The organism is Marinoscillum pacificum (assembly GCF_024714495.1).
Taxonomy (GTDB): Bacteria; Bacteroidota; Bacteroidia; order Cytophagales; family Cyclobacteriaceae; genus Marinoscillum; species Marinoscillum pacificum.
Genome location: NZ_JAMZMJ010000004.1, coordinates 62,286 through 82,259, shown reverse-complemented (window position 1 = coordinate 82,259; position 19,974 = coordinate 62,286). Strand labels below are relative to the sequence as shown.

At 39.2% G+C, this 19,974-nt stretch carries 18 protein-coding genes; 4 read left to right on the top strand and 14 right to left on the bottom strand.

All coding sequences use genetic code 11. The features are described 5' to 3' along the window. The first annotated feature begins 85 nt into the window (after positions 1 to 85). Positions 86 to 253, top strand: a complete 168-nt coding sequence (locus NXS00_RS11615; RefSeq protein ID WP_258099371.1) for a hypothetical protein — start codon at positions 86 to 88, stop codon at positions 251 to 253. A 134-nt stretch (positions 254 to 387) separates the two neighbouring features. Here NXS00_RS11615 and NXS00_RS11610 read toward each other — a convergent pair whose 3' ends face one another. From NXS00_RS11610 to NXS00_RS11555, 12 genes are all read right to left on the bottom strand, one after another. Continuing rightward, positions 388 to 2,565, bottom strand: a complete 2,178-nt coding sequence (locus NXS00_RS11610; protein ID WP_258099370.1) for a TonB-dependent receptor family protein — start codon at positions 2,563 to 2,565, stop codon at positions 388 to 390. Positions 2,566 to 2,672: 107 nt separating this feature from the next. Beyond that, on the bottom strand, positions 2,673 to 3,821 hold the full coding sequence (locus NXS00_RS11605; RefSeq protein WP_258099369.1) for a transporter: 1,149 nt from the start codon (positions 3,819 to 3,821) through the stop codon (positions 2,673 to 2,675). Positions 3,822 to 3,932: 111 nt separating this feature from the next. Continuing rightward, positions 3,933 to 4,472: a hypothetical protein gene (locus NXS00_RS11600; protein ID WP_258099368.1), complete on the bottom strand. Its 540-nt coding sequence runs from the start codon at positions 4,470 to 4,472 to the stop codon at positions 3,933 to 3,935. Positions 4,473 to 4,549: 77 nt separating this feature from the next. Then, the gene (locus tag NXS00_RS11595) at positions 4,550 to 5,305 is read right to left on the bottom strand and encodes a carboxypeptidase-like regulatory domain-containing protein (protein WP_258099367.1); all 756 of its coding nucleotides are present in this window, start codon (positions 5,303 to 5,305) and stop codon (positions 4,550 to 4,552) included. 55 nt (positions 5,306 to 5,360) lie between these two features. Next, the gene (locus NXS00_RS11590; protein WP_258099366.1) at positions 5,361 to 6,086 is read right to left on the bottom strand and encodes a hypothetical protein; all 726 of its coding nucleotides are present in this window, start codon (positions 6,084 to 6,086) and stop codon (positions 5,361 to 5,363) included. 109 nt (positions 6,087 to 6,195) lie between these two features. Continuing rightward, positions 6,196 to 9,183: a protein translocase subunit SecDF gene (gene secDF, locus NXS00_RS11585; RefSeq protein WP_258099365.1), complete on the bottom strand. Its 2,988-nt coding sequence runs from the start codon at positions 9,181 to 9,183 to the stop codon at positions 6,196 to 6,198. 106 nt (positions 9,184 to 9,289) lie between these two features. After that, the gene (locus tag NXS00_RS11580) at positions 9,290 to 9,607 is read right to left on the bottom strand and encodes a hypothetical protein (protein ID WP_258099364.1); all 318 of its coding nucleotides are present in this window, start codon (positions 9,605 to 9,607) and stop codon (positions 9,290 to 9,292) included. Positions 9,608 to 9,699: 92 nt separating this feature from the next. Further along, the gene (gene udk / locus NXS00_RS11575) at positions 9,700 to 10,320 is read right to left on the bottom strand and encodes a uridine kinase (RefSeq protein ID WP_258099363.1); all 621 of its coding nucleotides are present in this window, start codon (positions 10,318 to 10,320) and stop codon (positions 9,700 to 9,702) included. Next, a complete protein-coding gene (locus NXS00_RS11570) occupies positions 10,317 to 10,895 on the bottom strand; it encodes a non-canonical purine NTP diphosphatase (protein ID WP_258099362.1) in 579 nt (192 codons plus the stop codon). The genes udk and NXS00_RS11570 overlap by 4 nt, the downstream gene beginning before the upstream one ends. Continuing rightward, the gene (locus NXS00_RS11565) at positions 10,892 to 11,488 is read right to left on the bottom strand and encodes an FKBP-type peptidyl-prolyl cis-trans isomerase (protein ID WP_258099361.1); all 597 of its coding nucleotides are present in this window, start codon (positions 11,486 to 11,488) and stop codon (positions 10,892 to 10,894) included. The genes NXS00_RS11570 and NXS00_RS11565 overlap by 4 nt, the downstream gene beginning before the upstream one ends. Positions 11,489 to 11,506: 18 nt before the next feature. Continuing rightward, the gene (locus NXS00_RS11560) at positions 11,507 to 12,412 is read right to left on the bottom strand and encodes an FKBP-type peptidyl-prolyl cis-trans isomerase (protein WP_258099360.1); all 906 of its coding nucleotides are present in this window, start codon (positions 12,410 to 12,412) and stop codon (positions 11,507 to 11,509) included. A 21-nt stretch (positions 12,413 to 12,433) separates the two neighbouring features. Further along, complete coding sequence (locus NXS00_RS11555) at positions 12,434 to 13,429, bottom strand: DHH family phosphoesterase (protein WP_258099359.1); 996 nt, start codon at positions 13,427 to 13,429, stop codon at positions 12,434 to 12,436. A gap of 149 nt (positions 13,430 to 13,578) precedes the next feature. On the opposite strand from NXS00_RS11555, the gene NXS00_RS11550 reads away from it, so the two are divergent. Next, positions 13,579 to 13,998: a nucleoside-diphosphate kinase gene (locus NXS00_RS11550; protein ID WP_258099358.1), complete on the top strand. Its 420-nt coding sequence runs from the start codon at positions 13,579 to 13,581 to the stop codon at positions 13,996 to 13,998. Positions 13,999 to 14,039: 41 nt separating this feature from the next. On the opposite strand, the gene NXS00_RS11545 is transcribed toward NXS00_RS11550, so the two are convergent. Then, positions 14,040 to 14,819: a segregation and condensation protein A gene (locus NXS00_RS11545; protein WP_258099357.1), complete on the bottom strand. Its 780-nt coding sequence runs from the start codon at positions 14,817 to 14,819 to the stop codon at positions 14,040 to 14,042. A 144-nt stretch (positions 14,820 to 14,963) separates the two neighbouring features. Here NXS00_RS11545 and dxs point away from each other — a divergent pair, with 144 nt between their 5' ends. After that, entirely contained in the window at positions 14,964 to 16,880 is a 1,917-nt protein-coding gene (gene dxs / locus NXS00_RS11540; RefSeq protein WP_258099356.1) for a 1-deoxy-D-xylulose-5-phosphate synthase, read from the top strand. A gap of 53 nt (positions 16,881 to 16,933) precedes the next feature. After that, a complete protein-coding gene (locus NXS00_RS11535) occupies positions 16,934 to 18,412 on the top strand; it encodes an MltF family protein (protein ID WP_258099355.1) in 1,479 nt (492 codons plus the stop codon). Here NXS00_RS11535 and crtD read toward each other — a convergent pair. Then, positions 18,405 to 19,868 carry a 1-hydroxycarotenoid 3,4-desaturase CrtD gene (gene crtD, locus NXS00_RS11530; RefSeq protein ID WP_258099354.1) on the bottom strand — a complete coding sequence of 488 codons (1,464 nt, stop codon included), beginning with the start codon at positions 19,866 to 19,868 and terminating at the stop codon, positions 18,405 to 18,407. The two genes, NXS00_RS11535 and crtD, sit on opposite strands and share 8 nt — an antisense overlap. Between the last annotated feature and the right edge of the window lie 106 nt (positions 19,869 to 19,974).

Below are 19,974 nucleotides of genomic sequence, written 5' to 3'. Positions count from 1 at the left end.
GGAGATGTTGAGTTTTTTACCTTGATCTCCCCGAGATATTGAAAATGATTTAATAAATTAAAGCTACAAATAAACCTTCTTCAACATGACAAAAGAACAACTAGAACAAGAGATCGCAACTCTTGAGGGACAATTAACAGGTGACATGTTTCAGGATATGGATATCAGAGACAAGATCCACAATTTGAAAATGCAGGCAAATGGCACTAAACCAATGAACCAGGAAATTGAGTGCGTTGGTTGTGGTAGCTAAGTAATCTAGTTGAAAGATATAAACCCAGCCCTGGCGAGCATTCGTCAGGGTTTTTTATTGTTCAAAAGAAAAACCCTGCTGCCGATAGCAACAGGGTTTAAGTTTAGAAACGTATAGTATAGTGTTTTGAGGAGTTAAAGTTTTACTCCTAAAGTCAGGTAGAATGTCCTTCCATCTCCTGGGAGGATTCCCGGTCCCGGGTAGAATGGTATTCTACGACTAAAATATTTTGCGTTCATCAGGTTGTTGACACCACCTGAGAAATGGTAATGGTCAAATATTTTCCATTTAAATGACCAATCAGTAATTGAATAGGACGGAATGAGTCCACTTGTGCCCACAGGGTCAAATAACGTGTTGTTGGCATCATTGTATTTTTCACTGATGTGTGTGAATTGAAGCCTTGAGCTAAATGTTATAAATCTGATATCAAGTCCGGCCCTATTGATCCAATCTGGAACGCCTTCCACATGGTTGCCTTTTAGATCTTGATTTTCTCCATTTTGATTTAGGTGACCACTTAGGTAGCGTGCATGTGTATAAGCCAGTGAATTGAAAAGAGAAAGTTCAAAGGATTGATTGGCAGAACCTATCAAAGACAATTCCATATAGGATTCTAAACCAATAGCGACAGAGTTTCCTACATTGGTTGTGAACAAATAGCTGGAATTATCTTCATTGACAATATTGAGGTTGCCAATTCTATCTCCGTAGTATTGGTAGAAACCACTGATATCAAAATTCAGTTTATTTCCAAAATGGCCACGATAACCTAAGTCTATGTTGTACCCTTTACTATCGGTCAGGTTAGGATCAATCTTAGCAATTTGATTTGAAGGAGTAATTTGAGAGTAGAGGTAAGGACGATAGGCTTCCGATGCATTCCCATAGATTTCTGAGTTTTTATGGATTTTATATTCCATGCCTATTCCGAAAAGTGGGAATGTGCGATTTCCACTATAATCCACATCTACTGACCGGTTTTCAATGACTCCTGTCAAATCTGATTGGATCATCTCATATCTGAAACCTGGTGTCACCGAAAGCTTTTGGTTTAGGTGGAATACATTCTCAGCGAAAACAGCGTAGTTAATCGTGTGAAAACGTAGATCAACTCCATAATTCCCAGTTAAGTCAAAGGTAAGGTCGCTACCAGTTGTGCCTTTTCCTTTCTGTCTCCTTTTGGTCGTTTCATTAAAGTATCTAATACCTCCGGCCAAAGTTGAATTCACTTTTCCAAGTGAGTAGTGATGGAGGATTCTTGCCTCAGTAGTAAAACCTGCATAGAAATCTCTGTCTACCTGTCTAGCATTGTAGCTGCCAATATCAGTATTGAAAGTGTCTTCAACATTCGGAGTGTTGATGAATTGTACACTGCTTCTGTCTCCCCAGATTCCATTGGTAGTGACTTCCAGTTTCGTATTTGCAGAGAGTTGATAGTTAAGAATTACTGCAGGAATGTTGATCGTTGGGCTAAAGAAGTTTCTTGTTCTATTGGATAGAAGAGGGTTTTCCTTGAACATTTTGTCAGTTAAACCACCTCCAATTTGTTGTTCGTAGTGCATTCTTGAAAACTGAAAAGCAAGACTTGCTTTAGGATTGAACTGATACTTGAAATTGGTATACCACGACTTATAATGAAAAGCTGAGTTTGGTCGCCAGCCATCACCTTGGCGGTCGTCATAGAAGGCATAGTAACTGACCTTGCCCATTGTTCCACCTATAGAGTTAAAAGAGTTGAAAAAATTATTGGAGCCATAGGTTTGTTCGCTTTCTACCTCAAATACTTTATTGGGATTGCCGGTTTTCATGACGTAATTCATCATTCCTCCGAACTGACTCCCAAACTGCAGAGCGGCAGATCCTCGAACGAGTTGGATCTGTTTAACACCCTGCATAGCTACGGTATAGTGATTTTCAGGATAGCCAAACATGTCTGAATTGGTGTTGTAGCCATTTTGACGCATGTTCATTTCGATGCTTCGATGTGCGTCGGTTCCTCTAGTGCTGATATTGAGTTGAGTGCCGGCACCGTCCATGTCCCAAAGATTGATCCCTGGGATTTTTGCGAAGATCATTCTTCCCAGATTTTGAGATAAGTTTTCACTACCATTCAGTGTGAGTAAATCGGTCTTTTTGCCGGCATATAGGTTGGTTCCTAAAAGTTCTGGCAGCTGATCTTTCGAAGTGGTGTTTTCTATTGAAATCGCTTCAAGCTCTATCATCCAAACACTATCTTGCGCATTGCTTTGTGATAAAGCGGAGAATGTGATGGAAAGTAAGAACATGAAAATGATTTGATTTTTTTGCATTGAACTAGCTGATTTCGGTTGGTTTTAGCAATCACCACCCATCTGAAATGGATGGATGGTGAGTTAGAACAAATTGTAGTATAGTATTTTAATAGAGTCTTACTTGATTAGTTGTTGGTATCGTCAATTGGAAACGATAGGGTTTTAAGGTTTGAACCAGCCTTTCCTATTTTTATGATGTAACTAAAATTGATTAGGTAATCAGCAAATGCTGCATCTCCATGTCCACCTGATTCTTTATCAGAAAAGCTTTTAACTCGATTTCTTTCTATGGCAATTGGTACAGTAAGGTTGAAAGAACTATTTCGAATGTTATAGGAGATTCCAGGTTCTAGTGAATAAGCATAGCCTGGTCTTCGGAATCCTTCATCTCCTCCAATTAAATCGCTAGATGGAACACCTTCTAGTCTGGCTCCACCGTAGAAAAATAGACCGTGAACTGGAAGCATCGCGAGTAATCCTAAACGAGCAGCATATTGATCTGGAACTGAGAAATCTCTTGATCTGCCACGCGTTTCCAGCGTGTAATATTCTCTTGGGTTTGATAGGTAATAGAAGTTTCCGCTTAGGATGATATTATCTGTAAGCGGGTGAAAACCTTGCAATTCAAACGTAACGCCGACTCCACCATCTCCAGGTTGGATGGACTGATCAACACCAGAAAAGATTTCTTGATCTTTATTGTTCCCCTGATTGTAAAAAGTGTCTTGATATCTGTAATTGCCAGTTGGCAACTTCATGCCTAAACCTATTGAAATGTTGCTGCTGGATGTAGGTTGGAATAACCAGTAGCTCAAGCCGAACCTTAGATCAGACAGTCCTTTACTTGATGTAGTGTTGCGATCTCCAGCCCAAAATTCGTTCTCTGGAGTGGTTAAATCGTCAGTCTTAGGGTTGCCCCCGTGCTCATACATAGATGATCTGTTGTGATAAACAAAAGGAAGGGTGACATTGGCCGACCATCGATCACTGATGCCGTAGCTAATCAGGAAATCGAGAAAAAATGAGTCATTGATGACCTCTGACCCTTCCTCTACTCTGTAAGTTTCTTCGTGTTTGCCTCTAAAATGTTTGAATGAGTGGAAATAGCGCAGATTGGTGCCTGCTAACCATTGATTTTTTTGCAGAATTGATCCTCCACCGATATTGGCTCCGCAACCTGAGCGAATAGCCACACAGCCTTGACCTAAAGATAGATTGTACGATAAAGCAATGATGCATAGTGCACCAAATGCCTTAGTGAAAAATAGTTTCATAAGTTTTGTTGGTTTGAAAAAATGACTGAAACAAATTGAGATGGGCCAGCATCGATAAGACGCATTGAGCCTATGCTCAATAATTCAGTGAAAAATGATAAGTGAAGTGGATTACGCCTGTGGAGGAGGCGTATGAGTGTCAGTTATTATGCTAGGGAGCATTTTTTCGTCACTGACTGTAAATGGCTGATCAATTGCATTATTGTGAGCGATGCTATTGAATTCAGATAAACTTGTTCTGGGAATATAATCCTTGATAGACTTTAACAAATCAGCTTTACCATTATCAGATGAAGATTGCTCACTATCCGACATGGCTTTCACCCAATCAGAAATAGACTGATTTAGTTTTTCAGTATCAGAATCCTTTGCCACGATCAAATGAATGGCATTGTTTTCATACTTCTGCATCACTTTTCGATACAGCTCGCCATTGATATTGATTTTTCCGTGTGTAATTCTGTACTCAGATTGGTTGGTCCAATAAGGTAATTCGATCGGAATGGATACATGCTTCATGTCGGGAGTTACTTCTACATGACTCATCCATTTCTCATTGATTTGATGAGCGCTAAACCAATAATACCCCAGGTATCCCACTTGATAAAGGAGGAATAGCGAAAGGAAAAATATGGAAATAGCTTTTCTCATCAACCACCAAGATACGTGGTTAATTTTAAAATCAACAATCGGAGGCTGTTAAAATTTAGAAATAGTAAAAATTGAGCTTATCCTGGGTGCTGATTTTGGAATTTATCAAGTTGAGCTAGTAAGTCTTCCCGAATGAGATATAATGGTGTCCGATCGAGGTAGTCTAGAGAATAATCACAGAAATAGATGAAGCTGGTTAATTCATCTCCTTCTAATCCAGTGACATTTTGCACAAAATCACGAGTGAACTTCTGATTTACCCGATAGGTAATAGATTCTTTTTGGGTGATTTGGTGATACTTTCTTTTTTCCTTGGCTTGTTTGCTGAACTTCTCATAAAGAAAATCTGCAGGTTGAGTGATAGCGAACAGAGGATTATTGACTTGTGACTCAGATAAAGGAGAGTCATCTCGAGGTTTCGGTGGCGCCATGCCATGGTACCAAAATCCTGTGTCTTTAGGTTGATGATTGAGCATTTGTCGTTTGAACTCGGCTTCTGTAGGCATATCTGAAATCAATACCTCATCGAGCAACACCGTGTCTTTTGGAAGCTTAAGCGTTATTTTTTCTTCTAGCCAAGTTGCTTTTACCTCCCAACCAATTTGTTGGTATCCAACAATGGAAAAGGCTATAGTATCACCAATGCTAGCAGGTATTTTGAATTGACCAAATTGGTTGGTCAGAGTTCCCTTTTTGGCAGTGATGTTTTGGACATGAGCAAACTGGACAGGTTCATTAGAAATCGAATCCAATAATTCTCCGGTCACATTTTGGCCTTGTGCCATGGCCAATGCAGACAGAGATATTAAAAGAGATAGTAGCAGTTTATTCACCTTCCAAAGGTGGGCAGAAAACTTCTCTTATTACCTCAATTAATGTTTTTTAACATTATAAGGTCAATGCCTGAATTTGTGAGAAAGTAACGGTAGGCTTGTTTAAAGCTGTGGTGTCCGTACCGATTTCAATAGAATGGGCCTTCCATGAATCATGGAATTTGGAGGGCTTAATAATCTTAATCGGTAGGCCTTCTTCTAGTAGTGTGTAGGACACAATTTGCAAGTCCGTTAATGACACGCTATCACCATAGAATATGGCATTTGACTGGTAGTTCAAATATTCAGGTGAAACCTCTCTTTCGTGAATATAGTATCCCAGGTTTCCTAAAGCATAGGCGCTGTTGCCGTCTGGCTCATGATGATAATACCGGATAACAATATCGGTACGGGCTTTATTTTTCTCAAGCTTACTTAGCGTGTTTTGTTTATAGGATTTGATAAGTGACGCGAAATAATCTTTCGGGGTGGAATTGTTGGAAGTAGCGTCTGGCTTTGTTTCCTTTTCTACTGGGGCATTTGCTGCGTCACTATGTTCACCTTTTTCTGCTAGTTCGATTTTTTCATCATCAACAGCCTCATGTTGGAAAGAGCTAAACTCAGAAGTGGTGTCTTTATCATGTTCAATGGTTGGTGAGTGGTCCTCTTCAGTTTCGGCAAGTTTGTATTCTACAGGTTCATAATGGAAGCCGAAAACTTGATCTAACAGTATCAGTACGATGAATACTGCAACTATGATAGAGAGGTATAAAAAAGGTTTGTTGTACACCTTTGATTTCATTCAGAAATGAGTTTCCATAAATTTAACAATTATCTGATGATATAGGATTTTAAGCAAAAAAAAAGCCTAGCTGATTTTCAACTAGGCTTCTTAGTATTTCTAAAAATTCTTAATCCTTCTTCGAACCATCCAGGTCAATTACAACCGGAGTTGCAATGAAGATAGAGGAGTAAGTACCAATTAAGATACCTACAAGAAGAGCAAACGAGAATCCTTTCAATGCTGCACCACCAAAGATGAACAATACCAATACTACAATCAAAGTAGTAATTGAAGTGATCAACGTACGGCTAATAGTGCTGTTAAGTGATTCGTTGAATACTTTTTTCTTCTCAGTACCCGTTTTGATTCCAAGGTTTTCACGAATTCTATCAAACACAACCACGGTATCGTTAATTGAGTAACCAATGATTGTAAGAATCGCTGCAACGAATACCTGATCAACCTCAAATGACACTCCAACTAGACCTGCAATCGCAAATGCAGATAGTACGAACAATGTATCGTGGAATAGTGCAACAATAGCACCAAGACCAAACTGCCACTTACGGAATCTAATCAAGATGTAGATGAATATACTAATCAAGGCAAATAGCGCTGATTCATAAGATGAGTTTTTGATGTCGTCAGCAATTGTTGCACCTACTTTCGATGAACTACTGATAATAAACTCGCCAGCATCTGGTGCAGTTGTTTGATCAGAGTATGTTAAGCCCATTGAAGAAACTCCTTTGATCAAAGCCTCTTTCACTTTAGCATCTGCTACATCCGTTTCATCTTCAATCAAGTAAGGAGTGGTTACTTTCAGTACATTGTTAGCACCGTACGTTTTTACTTCACTTCCTGAGTTCTCGAAGAATGGAGTAATAGCGGCTTTCAACTCTGATGGAGGAACTGCCTCATTTAATGAAACAACATAAGAACGACCACCTTTGAAATCAACTCCTAATGTCAATCCGTTGATCAACATCGCGATAAGACCTACAGTGATGAATGAACCACTGAAAATGTAAGCCATTTTTCTCTTGCTGATGAAGTCGTAGTTCATGCCAGTAAGCGCATTTCTTGAGAATGCGTTTGCGAAAGAAAGTTTCGCTTTGTCACCCTTCTTAGAGAATGCTTCCGTAATAACTCTTGTGATGAATACTGCACTGAAGAATGAACATGCAATACCGATCATCAATGTAATCGCAAAACCTTTTACTGGTCCTTGTCCTAATGTGTATAGGAAGAACCCTGTGATGAATGTCGTAACGTTAGCATCTATAATAGAGCTGAATGCTTTGTCATAACCACTGCTGATTGCAGCTTTAAGTCCAGAACCATTTCTAAGTTCTTCTTTAATTCTCTCGAAAATTAGAACGTTCGCATCAATCGACATACCGATTGTTAATACAATACCAGCAATACCTGGAAGAGTCAATGCAGCACTTAGCTGAGCAAGAATACCAAGGATGAAAAAGATGTTGAAGAACAATGCAACGTTTGCAATCAAACCACCTTTAGCATAGTAGATAACCATGAAGATGATTACGATAGCTAAACCAGCGATGATTGATATCAAACCTTGGTTTCTAGCAACCTCTCCTAGTGTTGGTCCGATTACCACATCTTCTACAATAGTAGTAGGAGCAGGCAGAGCACCAGCTTTAAGAATGTTTGCTAAATCTTTAGCTTCATCAAGTGTGAAGTTACCAGTGATAGAAGAGTTTCCGTTAGGAATTTCACCTTCTACATTTGGTGCGGAGTAAACATAGTTATCAAGTACTATGGCAATACTTCTTCCAATATTGTTTCCTGTAAGCCTTTTCCATGCTTTAGCACCTGCAGCGTTCATTTGCATGCTGATGGCAGGTTGAGATCTTTGATCTAGGTCTTGTCTTGCATCGGTGATTACTTCACCAGTTAGAGGTGCTTTTCCTGTTCTAGTAGTTTTTATAGCATGAAGCTGTAATAACTCAGGAGCATTTACCGCATCATTCTTGATGGCTTTTACTGACCACAAGAACTTCATGTTAGATGGAATAAGTGCTTGTACATCCTCTCTTTCAAAGATTCTGTTGATTTTAGCCGTATCTTTTACATCATAGATCAATCCCATTTGGCTTTTGATCAGTGTAAATAATGGAGATACTTGGCTGTTTAGAGCAGAGTCCAAAGCAGCATCTTCCTCAGATAGATCTTCTTCAGCAGTTAGGCTGTCAGCAGCATCAGTACCATCGTCTTCTGTTAGTAGATCAGATAGATCGTCGCTTGATTGAGATGTTTCTGAGTCATCCGTTAGTGATTCTGCAGCAAGGTTATTTTTTTGATCCTTCACCAACAAGTCATTGATTGCCTGAAGTGTTGGAGAGATTTCATTCAGGTCGTAAACTTCCCAGAATTCTAGTTTTGCAACACCTTGAAGAAGTTTTCTAACTCTTTCAGGGTTGTCCACACCTGGTAGTTCTATTTGGATTCTACCAGTACCTTCTAATTTCTGGATGTTTGGTTGAGAAGTACCGAACCTATCGATACGTGTTCTTAGGATATTGAATGATCTGTCAATAGCTCCATCAACTTCTGTTTTGATGATGTCTAAAACTTCACTATCTGATGAGTTTAGGCTGATTCTGCCTCTGTTGCTAGCATTAGAAAAGATGAATGCTAAAGATTTGTCTGGAGCTTTACCCTGAAATACACTGTAGAACTCATCTACATAATTAGTTTGAGTTCCTTTGATGTTTTCTTTAGCCTCTACTAAAGCTGCCTGGAAATCAGGATCCTGATTGTTGCCACTAAGTCCTTTCAAAATATCTATTGGAGATACTTCGAGGGTCACGTGCATACCGCCTTGAAGGTCAAGACCAAGGTTAAGTTCTGTTTCTTTTATATCCTGGAAAGTGTATTCCATTCCAAGAAGATTGTAAACAGGCTCATTCCAAATAGAGTCCAAATAACGTTGCTTTTCAGCGAAATCGATGCTGCCATCACTTGAAGTTGTCGCTGCTGTAGCTTCTTTCTGGATAGATTGTGCTACAAATGTGAACGACAAGTAATAAATACACAGCAAGGAAATGACTATGGTTAATAGTACTACAAATCCTTTGTTTTTCATGATTTTAGTAAGTTTTTAAAAATGAAATGTTTTCCTGAGCACGGTTAGGTGGAGGAAAATGGTTAATAAATGAAGTTGTTTGTGTAATTGAGAGTAGGAATACTACTTATGGAGCATTTGGGGAAATGATCCTACGAAATAGTATTTTGAGCGCTTTGTTTGGAGAAGGAAAGTTTTCGACAACTTCAGAATATTCTTCTTTTACCTCTTCCAGATCGGGAAGCACATCAATCAATATGAATGATTGCTCCAGACTTACCTGTACACTTGAAGTAATCGCATCAAAAGCTTTCAAAGAAACATCTGACTCCTTTGATTCATCACTTTTTTCTGTGTCAGCATTTTGCTGAATGGCTATAGGGAGTGGCGAAGAACTCACTGTAATGGAAGTGATTCCTACTAGCAATCCCATCAAGGTAGCCATGATGAAAGTAAGGGTCGATATTTTGTTTCTGCTCTGTTTCAAAGCGCGACAAAACTACTGAAATACAATTAATTACCTAAAGAATGTGAAAATTATTCTTTTAGTTGATTTTTGAGATAGGTGATAACAACGTCTAAAGCGGTTGCAAAGCCGTTATGATTTGGAATAATTACATCCGCATCATGCTTTAGTGGCTCAATGTATTTCTTGAAAGAAGGTGTCACATGATGCTGGAATCGATACAATACATCACTTAAATCGTAGCCTCGTTCTTCAGCGTCTCTTGTGATTCTTCTTGTCAACATTAAATAATCAGGAGCTTCTATGAATATTTTGAAGTCTAACAAGCTATTGATTTCATCATAGTAAAACGTAAATATTCCTTCTACTACAATGATTGGTGTTGATTTAATGACGATTATTTCAGGAGTTCTTTTATCATTATTAAAAGTATATTCCTGAATAGTGATGTCTTGTCCGGATTTTAACCTCTTTAGGTCTTCAGAGAAACGAATTCGATCAAGAGATTCAGGCATATCAAAGTTTTCAATGCCTTGATCATCCTTCGGTTGTTCATTTCGTGGTTTGTAGTAATTGTCAAGAGACAAAAGACTTGCTTCATGCGGTTCAAAAGACTGCATCAGTCGTTTTAAGAAAAGAGTCTTTCCAGAACCACTACCTCCTGTGATCCCAACGGTTATGGGCTTGTTCATTTGTTATTCAAGAAATTTACTAACTGGGTAAAAGCTTTGCCTCTGTGGGAGATTTTGTTTTTCTCTTCTGCAGACATTTCTGCAAAGGTAATGCTATATCCTTCCGGTTGAAAGATTGGGTCATAACCAAATCCTTCATTTCCTGATTTTTTAAGTGTAATAGTGCCCTCAGCTATTCCTGTAAATTGAGTAGAAGTGCCCTCTTCATCAATAAAAGTGATCACCGTTTTGAAACGTGCGGATCTACTTTGAGAGCCTTCTAGTTTAGACAGTAGCAAATGCATGTTGTCCTCACTATTTTTTTGAGGCCCTGCGTATCTGGCAGAAAAAACACCAGGTTCACCATTTAATGCGTCTACTTCTAATCCCGTGTCATCGCCAAAGCAAGCAACTCCGTGTTTGTTAAAAACATATTCCGTTTTCATCAGAGAGTTGCCTTCAATTGTATTAGCTGTTTCTGGAATGTCTTCATGAAGTCCCAGGTCATCTAAACTACGAAGCTCCATGCCTTTCGGCAGGAGCTTCGCTATTTCTTTTACTTTGTTCTGATTATGAGTTGCGAAATATACCGTCATTGTTTACGCACATTAACCGGATAAATGTCAAACACAATTGGTATAGACCCACTAAACCTGAGGCTATTAAGTTCACCCCCAGCAAAAAGGGAAGGAACCAGGATTTTGGCTGATCCACCAACATTGATTTTTAACAAGGCAGCAGTGCCTCCATCAGCTAGTCCAGAGACCGAAGTGGCTGATGCCATACCCCATCCACTGGAAGTGTGAGTGAAGACAAGTGGGACATCTTTTGTCAATAATGTTGTAGAATCTGGTTGTACGTTATTGTGATTCTCGATGACCGAATCAATAGTGGAAATGACCAGTTGGTCATCCAACAAACGTGCTGTATAATGTAATGTGATTATATCGTTTAGTTCTATTAATTCTCCCGATCCTTCATTCAGAATAACATACCGCACTTCCGAATCTGTAGTGTCAACTTCTGTGTAACCTTTTGTTGATAAATAATCTTCGATTTCAGCAATATCACTTGTTAACTGATCTTCTGAGCTTGGGATATCTATGATGCCATCATCTCCACACGCCTGCAGGAGAGTTCCAACTATGAATACCAATGTGGTAATCTTCCAATTCAATACACTACGCATCTTTTATCCCTTTATTTATTATTGTTTTTCTATTTTCAGTACTTCTACGTCAAATACTAATACACTGTTAGGTGGAATTTTAGCTCCAGAACCTCTAGGTCCATATCCTAACGAGCTTGGAATGTATAACGTGCCTTTACCTCCTTCTGGTATAAGCGGAATTCCTTGTTCCCATCCCTGTATTACTCTTCTTTGGCCAATAGTTACATCAAATTCATTATATCCGTAATCTGCGCGTTGTTGAGTCCAGATCCCTTTTTCTTTCGCAACGTCTTCCATGTTCGTGTCAAAGTATTCTCCATTGATTACTCTACCAACGTAGTTGACAAACACTTTGTCTCCTTTATCAGCAAAAGTTCCGTTGCCATCTTGAGTAATTACATATCTCAAACCATCTTCTCCTTGCCGTGCATCAATACCATTTTCAGCTAGATACTCCTCGATGATTTTAGCGTCCTTTTCTATCTGTCCGGACATCATTTTCTGTTGTTGCTCCATTTGGTAAGCTCCGTAAGCCTCTCTGCTCATCTGATCAATAGCACTCAGAGAAATATTTACTTTGCTATCTGCTGCAATTGAATCAGGAAGAGGTGCTTTGTAAGTCTCCTGGAATAAATTTTCTGCAGATGTTTGGAAATAAACACTATCTCCAACAGTCATCTTATTCAATACATCTTGAAGGTGACCAGCAGCCATTTCTGGATTAAAAAGAAGAGGCATTGGCTGACCTTCGTTTTCAATCAAAACTTGACCGGTTTCTGTAGTGATTTTCAAGTTCAAAAGAAGAACTGAGTCCTTGATGAAGGCTCCACCTTCTCCTTTTCTAATACATGCTACTTCTACACCTGATTCAGTTACAAAGTCATGATTTTCTCCACAAGCAAATACTGCTACGGCTAGGATTGCTATCCAGATTTTTCTCATTATTTCTATTTTATAAATGTTCTATTGAAAATTTGGGATTAAGGATTTGAATTTCTCTACGGTTTCATCTAATGGAAGATCCGATATCCCACCAGCGGCATTTTTATGTCCCCCGCCACTAAAATACTGCGATGCAAAATCGTTCACTGCATGGTTGCCTACTGAACGGAATGACATTTTTACTTCGCCATTTCGTTCCATAATGATGGCAGCAATATGAATACCTTGAATAGAAAGGGCATAATTCACCAAGCCTTCTGTATCTCCAGACTTAAGATGAAAACGTTCATGCTCTTCTGCATTGATCACAAAGTAAGCTACCTTATTTTCTGCATCTACAACCAATTTCTCCATCAATGCATACCCAATGAACCTTAAACGATTCAAAGAATTCGTGTCATAGATCAAACGACTTACTCTATTGATATCTACACCTATATCCATCAGTTCTGCAACAGTTCTGTGAATTTTAGCAGAGGTGGAGTTGTGTTTGAATGAGCCGGTATCAGTCATGATTCCTGCGTACAATGCTTCAGCGATACCTACGGTTATCTCTTCTTTTCCATCAAGGAGCAAAATCAAATCATAGATCAGCTCTGCAGTAGCTGCAGCTGTTTTGTCCCATAATTCGAAATCAGCAAACTCTTCTGGATTCAAATGGTGATCTACCAATAGCTTCTTAGCTGGAGATTGAGCCACCAATGGGCCAAGGCTTTTGATTCGTCCCATGCCGTTAAAATCTAAACAACAAATCAAATCGGTTTGATTGATCATTGTTTTGATTCGATCAGCCTTGGTGTCATCATATACAATAACTTCCTCGTTTCCCTGCATCCAGTGCAAAAACTGGGGGTAGTCCGTAGGTGTAATCACATCTACATCATGCCCTCTTCCTTTTAGGAAATGGTAGAGTCCTAAAGAAGAACCTAATGCATCGGCATCCGGATTGGAATGCGTTGTGATGATTACCTTTTTAGGTGTATCTAGAAATGCTTTTAAAGCGTTTATATCCTTCATTGAACTAATTCTGCCTCACCGTGGCTATTAGTGAATCGCAAAACTCACAATAAATCAAGTAAATACAAAATGAGGTAAACGCTGGGCTTGATTAATTTAATGGTTATTTTTGCCCCCGTTTTTAAGATATCAAATAAATAACAAACTAAATGGCAGGTAATAAGACCTTCACGATGATCAAGCCAGATGCTTACGAAGCTGGTAACAGTGGTGCGATTATCAAAATGATTGAGGAAGCTGGTTTTAAAATCAATGCAGCAAAATTGACGAAACTTACTGCTGAGAATGCAGGTGCTTTCTATGCTGTGCATAAGGAAAGACCATTTTACGGTGATCTTGTAAAATACATGTCATCAGGTCCAATCATCGCTATGATTCTTGAAAAAGACAATGCAGTAGAAGATTTCAGAAAATTGATTGGTGCTACTAATCCTGCTGAAGCTGCTGAAGGAACTATCAGAAAAATGTTTGCTAAGTCTATCGAAGCGAATGCTGTTCACGGTTCTGACTCTGACGAGAACGCTGCTATCGAAGGATCATTCTTCTTCGCTCAAACTGAGCGTTTCTAATTACAAGAAGAAATCAAAGAATTTGGAAAGTCTCGTGGGTATTACTCCGAGACTTTTTCATTATCCAGCTCTTCTACCCAGAAGTTATTGAAACCTTCACCTATATGAAGAGTGATTAGGTTAAGTTGGAGTAATTCAAGAATAGCCAGGAAATTATAGATCACAAGAATTTTCTCAGGATTATCTTCCACCATTTTACTAAAGGCTATTCTCCTATTGCTACTCTTTCTTAGCAAATCCATCACGTGATCTTTCTGGCCAGAAATGGTGTAAGGGTACTGAACTACCTGGTGAGTAGGTTTGGTTTTTTCAAACTCATACCGTTTAATCACCTTTTGAAAAACCTTCATTAGTTTGTAGAGATCCAAATCCTGCAATTCAGCTTCTACATCTACTGTTTGAGAAAGTTTCTTGATTTCTTTCATCAAGTTGCCCCTCTTTTCTCGGTCTAGACGTTCTTCTTCAAGCTTGTTGAGTTGTCCAATGACTGACTTGTAGCGTTTATACTCTAAAAGGTGACGCACTAATTCCTCCCTTGGATCTATTTCATTGCCTTCTTCGTCTAACACAGGTCTTGGAAGGAGCATTTTTGCTTTTATTCGCATCAATGTAGCTGCTACGAGGATGAACTCACTAGCTACTTCCACATTCATACTTTCCAGCTGATGAATGTATTCGAGAAAATCAGAAGTTACTTTGGCAATCGGGATGTCATAGATATCCAACTCATCTCGCTCTATGAAGAACAAGAGAAGATCAAAAGGCCCCTCAAATAACGGAAGCTTTATCTCGTAGGTGTTGGATGTATTTTTCTCACTCACAGTAACTTCAAAGCTACAATAAAGTCTTAAAAGTAATCTGCAAAAAGTAGTAGTTTTGCGGAATAATTAAATGACAACTTGAGTCGTATTTAAACATTTAGGTGGTACATTCGTTGATCATTCGTTCCCCAACTACACGGAATTATGAAGATTAGTCAAGGTAAATTACTCTCTCAAATAAACACTCCAGATGACCTTAAAAAGCTAAGTCAAAATCAATTGACTCAGGTTAGCGAGGAACTTCGTGAGTATATTATTGACCATGTATCTATATATGGAGGGCATTTTGGAGCTAGTCTAGGTGTAGTAGAGTTGACTGTGGCCTTGCATTATGTCTTCAATACGCCAGATGATCAATTGATTTGGGATGTTGGGCACCAAGCTTATGGTCACAAAATACTTACAGGGCGTAAGGAGCAATTCCATACAAATAGATTGTATGGAGGGCTATCTGGGTTCCCTAAAAGATCAGAAAGTGAGTATGATGCATTTGGAGTAGGGCATTCTTCTACATCTATATCAGCGGCACTTGGTATGGCCTATGGTTCTGCACAAAAGGGAGAAACTCAGCGCCAGCATATTGCTGTAATTGGTGATGGAGCGATGACTGGTGGTATGGCATTTGAAGCAATGAATCATGCAGGAGATAGCAACAAAAACTTGCTGATTATCCTGAATGATAACTGCATGTCTATCGATCCTAATGTTGGGGCACTTAAAGACTATCTAACAGACATTACCACTTCTCATACTTATAATAAGTTGCGTGATGATGTTTGGAAAGTCTTGGGTAAGATCTCCAAGTTTGGCCCGAACGCTCAGGAAATAGTTGGCAAATTTGAGAATAGCCTAAAATCATTCTTGCTCAAACAAAGCAATATGTTTGAGTCATTGAATTTAAGATACTTTGGTCCGGTAGATGGTCATGATGTGAATCATTTGGTACACGTGCTAAATGACTTGAAAGACATCCCTGGTCCTAAAATCCTGCACTGTATTACAAAAAAAGGTAAAGGATATAAACTAGCTGAAGAGGATCAAACAAAATGGCATGCTCCAGGTAAGTTTGATAAGATAACCGGTGAAATCAGAAAGTCTGTTCCTACTGAACCTCAAGCACCTAAATATCAGGATGTATTTGGTCATACCATTGTAGAATTAGCGAAGAAAAATGAGCGAATTCTTGGGGTAACACCAGCAATGCCTTCTGGGTCTTCATTGAACATTATGATGAAGGAAATGCCAGACAGAGCTTTTGATGTCGGGATAGCAGAGCAGCATGCAGTTACTTTTTCTGCTGGATTGGCAACTCAAGGAATGGTGCCATTCTGCAATATTTATAGTTCATTCATGCAGCGCGCCTATGATCAGGTGATTCATGATGTGGCTATTCAAAAGTTGCCGGTTGTTTTCTGTTTAGACAGAGCTGGAATTGCCGGTGCTGATGGGCCAACGCATCATGGTGCTTATGACATTGCCTACATGAGATGTATACCTCATATGGTGGTGGCAGCTCCAATGAACGAGCAAGAGCTAAGAAACCTTATGTATACTGCGAGTGAATATAATGGCCCGTTTACTATCCGTTATCCTCGTGGAAAAGGTGTGATGCCGGAATGGCAAACACCATTGGAAAAACTTGAAGTAGGTACGGGACGAAAGTTGAGATCTGGTGAAGATCTAGCAATTCTCACCATTGGCCACATTGGTAATTACGCAACTAAAGCATGTGAAATGTTGGAGTCAGAAGGAATGCAAGTTTCTCATTACGACATGCGATTTGTTAAGCCATTGGATGAAGCCTTGTTACATGAAGTATTTACTAAGCATAATCGTGTGTTAACAGTTGAGGATGGTTGCTTGCCTGGAGGTTTTGGCTCTGCTATTCTTGAATTCATGGCAGATCATGGCTATCAATCTAAAATAGTTCGTCTGGGAATTCCTGATAGAGTGGTAGAACATGGTGAGCAAGATGAAATATATCACGAATGCGGGTATGATGCTGAAGCGATTAAGACTGCAGCAATCCGTATGATGGATCCACAAGTTGTTCTTCAATAAACTTGTTCGGTTTATTTTGTGTATATTTTGAGTTAGCAACAACTTGATTGTGCATGAATTTCAAAAGCCATCTTGCCATTACTTTTATTTTATTGATAGGAAGCGGTCTGCTCAACTACGGCTGCACCTCCACAAGTAGTAGTAGAACTTCTTCTGATGTAGAAGAAGAACCACCTGAAGAGGTCGTTCATCTCGATCTTAAAGAGATAAAAGAGCGTGGATATATCACCGCAATAATGGATAATAGTTCCACAGGACTTTTTATCTATAGAGGTAAGACAATGGGTTATGAATATGATCTGTTGAAAGTCTTTGCTAAATCACTGGGTGTAGAACTAAGAATTAATATCACACCGAGCCTGGAAGAAGGCTTCAATAAGCTAAACAATGGAGATGGTGACATCCTAGCTTACAATCTCACGGTTACCAAAGAGCGTAAAAAGCGGATAGCTTTCACACACTATCATAACTTGGTCAAGATGGTTTTGGTGCAGCGAAAGCCTGCGAGTTGGAGAGATATGAAACTCCATGAAATTGAAGCTGCATTGATTAGGAATCCTGTTGACTTAATCGGGAAGGAGGTAGTTGTACGACATCATTCATCTTACCTTGAACGATTAAGAAACCTGTCTGATGAAATAGGAGGAGATATCATTATCATTCAAGATAATCCAGATGTAGAAACAGAGGCAATCATTCGCAAAGTAGCAGATGGAGATATAGACTTTACTGTGGCAGAAGAAGATGTAGCATTAGTTAATGCTACTTATCATCCAAACTTAGATGTGGAGACCGCAGTAAGTTTCCCCACTCAAATAGCCTGGGGTGTTCGGAAGAATGCTCCTGATCTACTGGAAACGCTTAATTCCTGGATATTGGAAATGCGTAAAGATGTAGACTATTATACCATATATAACAAGTATTTCAAGAGTAGAAAAAGTGCTCTATTGCGAACCAGGAGTGAATATTTTTCTACTGGTGGAGGAAAATTGTCTCCGTATGATTCACTTATCCAGCAGAACGCGGATACGCTTGATTGGGATTGGAGATTGCTGGCTGCTCAGATTTATAAGGAGTCAAAATTTGACCCAACGAACGAGTCATGGGCTGGAGCTATCGGCTTGCTACAGTTACTGCCTGCAACAGCCGATGAGTATGGAATTAAAAACCTCATTGATCCAGCGGAAAACTTATTTGCAGGAACTATGCACCTGAAGTGGCTTCAGGATTATTTTGATGATTACGTGGAGGATCCGAAGCAGAAAACAAAGTTTGTGTTGGCGGCCTATAATGTTGGGCATGGTCATGTGGTAGATGCTATTAGGTTGACCAATAAATACGGAGGCGATCCACAAAATTGGAGTGAAGTCAGTGAATTTCTTCTGAAGAAATCAAATAGCAAATACTACAATGATGAAGTAGTGCAGTTTGGCTATTGCAGAGGGATAGAACCGGTAACTTACGTGTCTACCATATTGGCTATCTATGAGAGTTATGTAGCTCTCCTTCCAGAAGAGATTGCTATTAACTAAAGTACTTATCTACGATTTTTGCTGACGAAAGACTCATAGGAATGCCTCCTCCTGGATGAACACTTCCTCCACAGAAATAGAGTCCTTTTATTCTGCGACTTTTGTTGGCATGTCTCAAAAATGCAGCGAATAGATTGTTAGAGCTATTGCCATATAACGCACCTAATGCAGAACTGGTCTTTGATTCTATTAATCGCGGATCCAAGATTTCTTCGCACTCAATTAGCTCAGCTATCGGTTGGTTAAGCTGATAAGTAAGTTTTTGTACAATATTCTTTCTTGCGTCCGCTATCAGCTTTTCCCAGTTTTGCCCTGTGTTGTTTGGGACATTGATCATGGTAAACCAATTCTCTCCATATTCAGGAGCGTCTTGGCTCTCTTTTTTAGAGGATATGTGCACATATACTGTGGGGTCATGATAGATAGATTTGGTGTCAAATAAGTGCTGAAATTCGCTCTGGTAATCTCCTGAAAAGAAAATGTTATGAACATCAAGTTCTTTAAACTTCTTTTTGATTCCCCAATAAAAGATAAGGGCTGAGCTGGATTTAGGTTGCTTTAAAAGGAATTCAGGAGCTTTAATGGAGGGCATCAATTTCTTATAGGAATTCACAATGTCCATGTTAGACACCACTCTGTCGAACTGGATTTTTCTACCTGCGACTTCCAGTCCGGTTGCTTTCTTGTTGTCAATACAGATTTCCTGAACCGGAGAATTAAAATGAAAAACTACCCCTTGACGCTTGGCTAGTTCCACTAAAGATTTGGTAATGGCGTACATTCCTCCTTTTGGGAAATAAGCTCCTAATGACATTTCGAGGTGTGGAATGATATTCATCGTAGCAGGCGTTTTGTAAGGAGAGGATCCATTATATGTAGCATATCGATTAAACAACTGTACCAGCCGCGGATCAGAAAAGAGTTTTTTGTTGGCACCATTCATTGTGTTGAAGAAGCCAAGCCTTGGGATTTTTAAATAAGCGTTAAATGCCGCTTTTGAAATAAATGTCTTAATATCCTGAAGCGAGCTAAACATGAATAAGTCACTCAAACTTTCATAGAGTAAAGTGCTATTTTTTACAGCTTTTTTTAGTGATTGAGGAGACTCACCTAATTTCTGTTGAATTTCATTACCAAACTTATCAAGGTCAGCGAAAGCGGTCAAGTTGGTGCCATCAGGAAAAAAATACTGACAATTAATATCCAGTTGATCGTAATCGAAATGTTTTTTAGGATTTTCTCCTGCCAGGGTAAATAACTCATCAACCAGATCAGGTAGAGTAAACAGCGATGGTCCTGCATCAAATCGGTAATTGCCTACTTGAATTTCTGAAAGTTTGCCTCCAGGATGTGCTGACGCTTCAAAAACTTCTACCTGATGTCCTTTCACTGCAAGCCTGATAGACGTTGCTATTCCGGCAATTCCTGAACCAATTATTCCAACCTTGTATGACATAGGATAAAAACTTTTTTTCACAGGCGAGTGTTTAATTATCTACAATTATTGTTTTGGTCATAAATTATATGTGAAAAATCATACTATTTTTGACTTGACCGTTAAT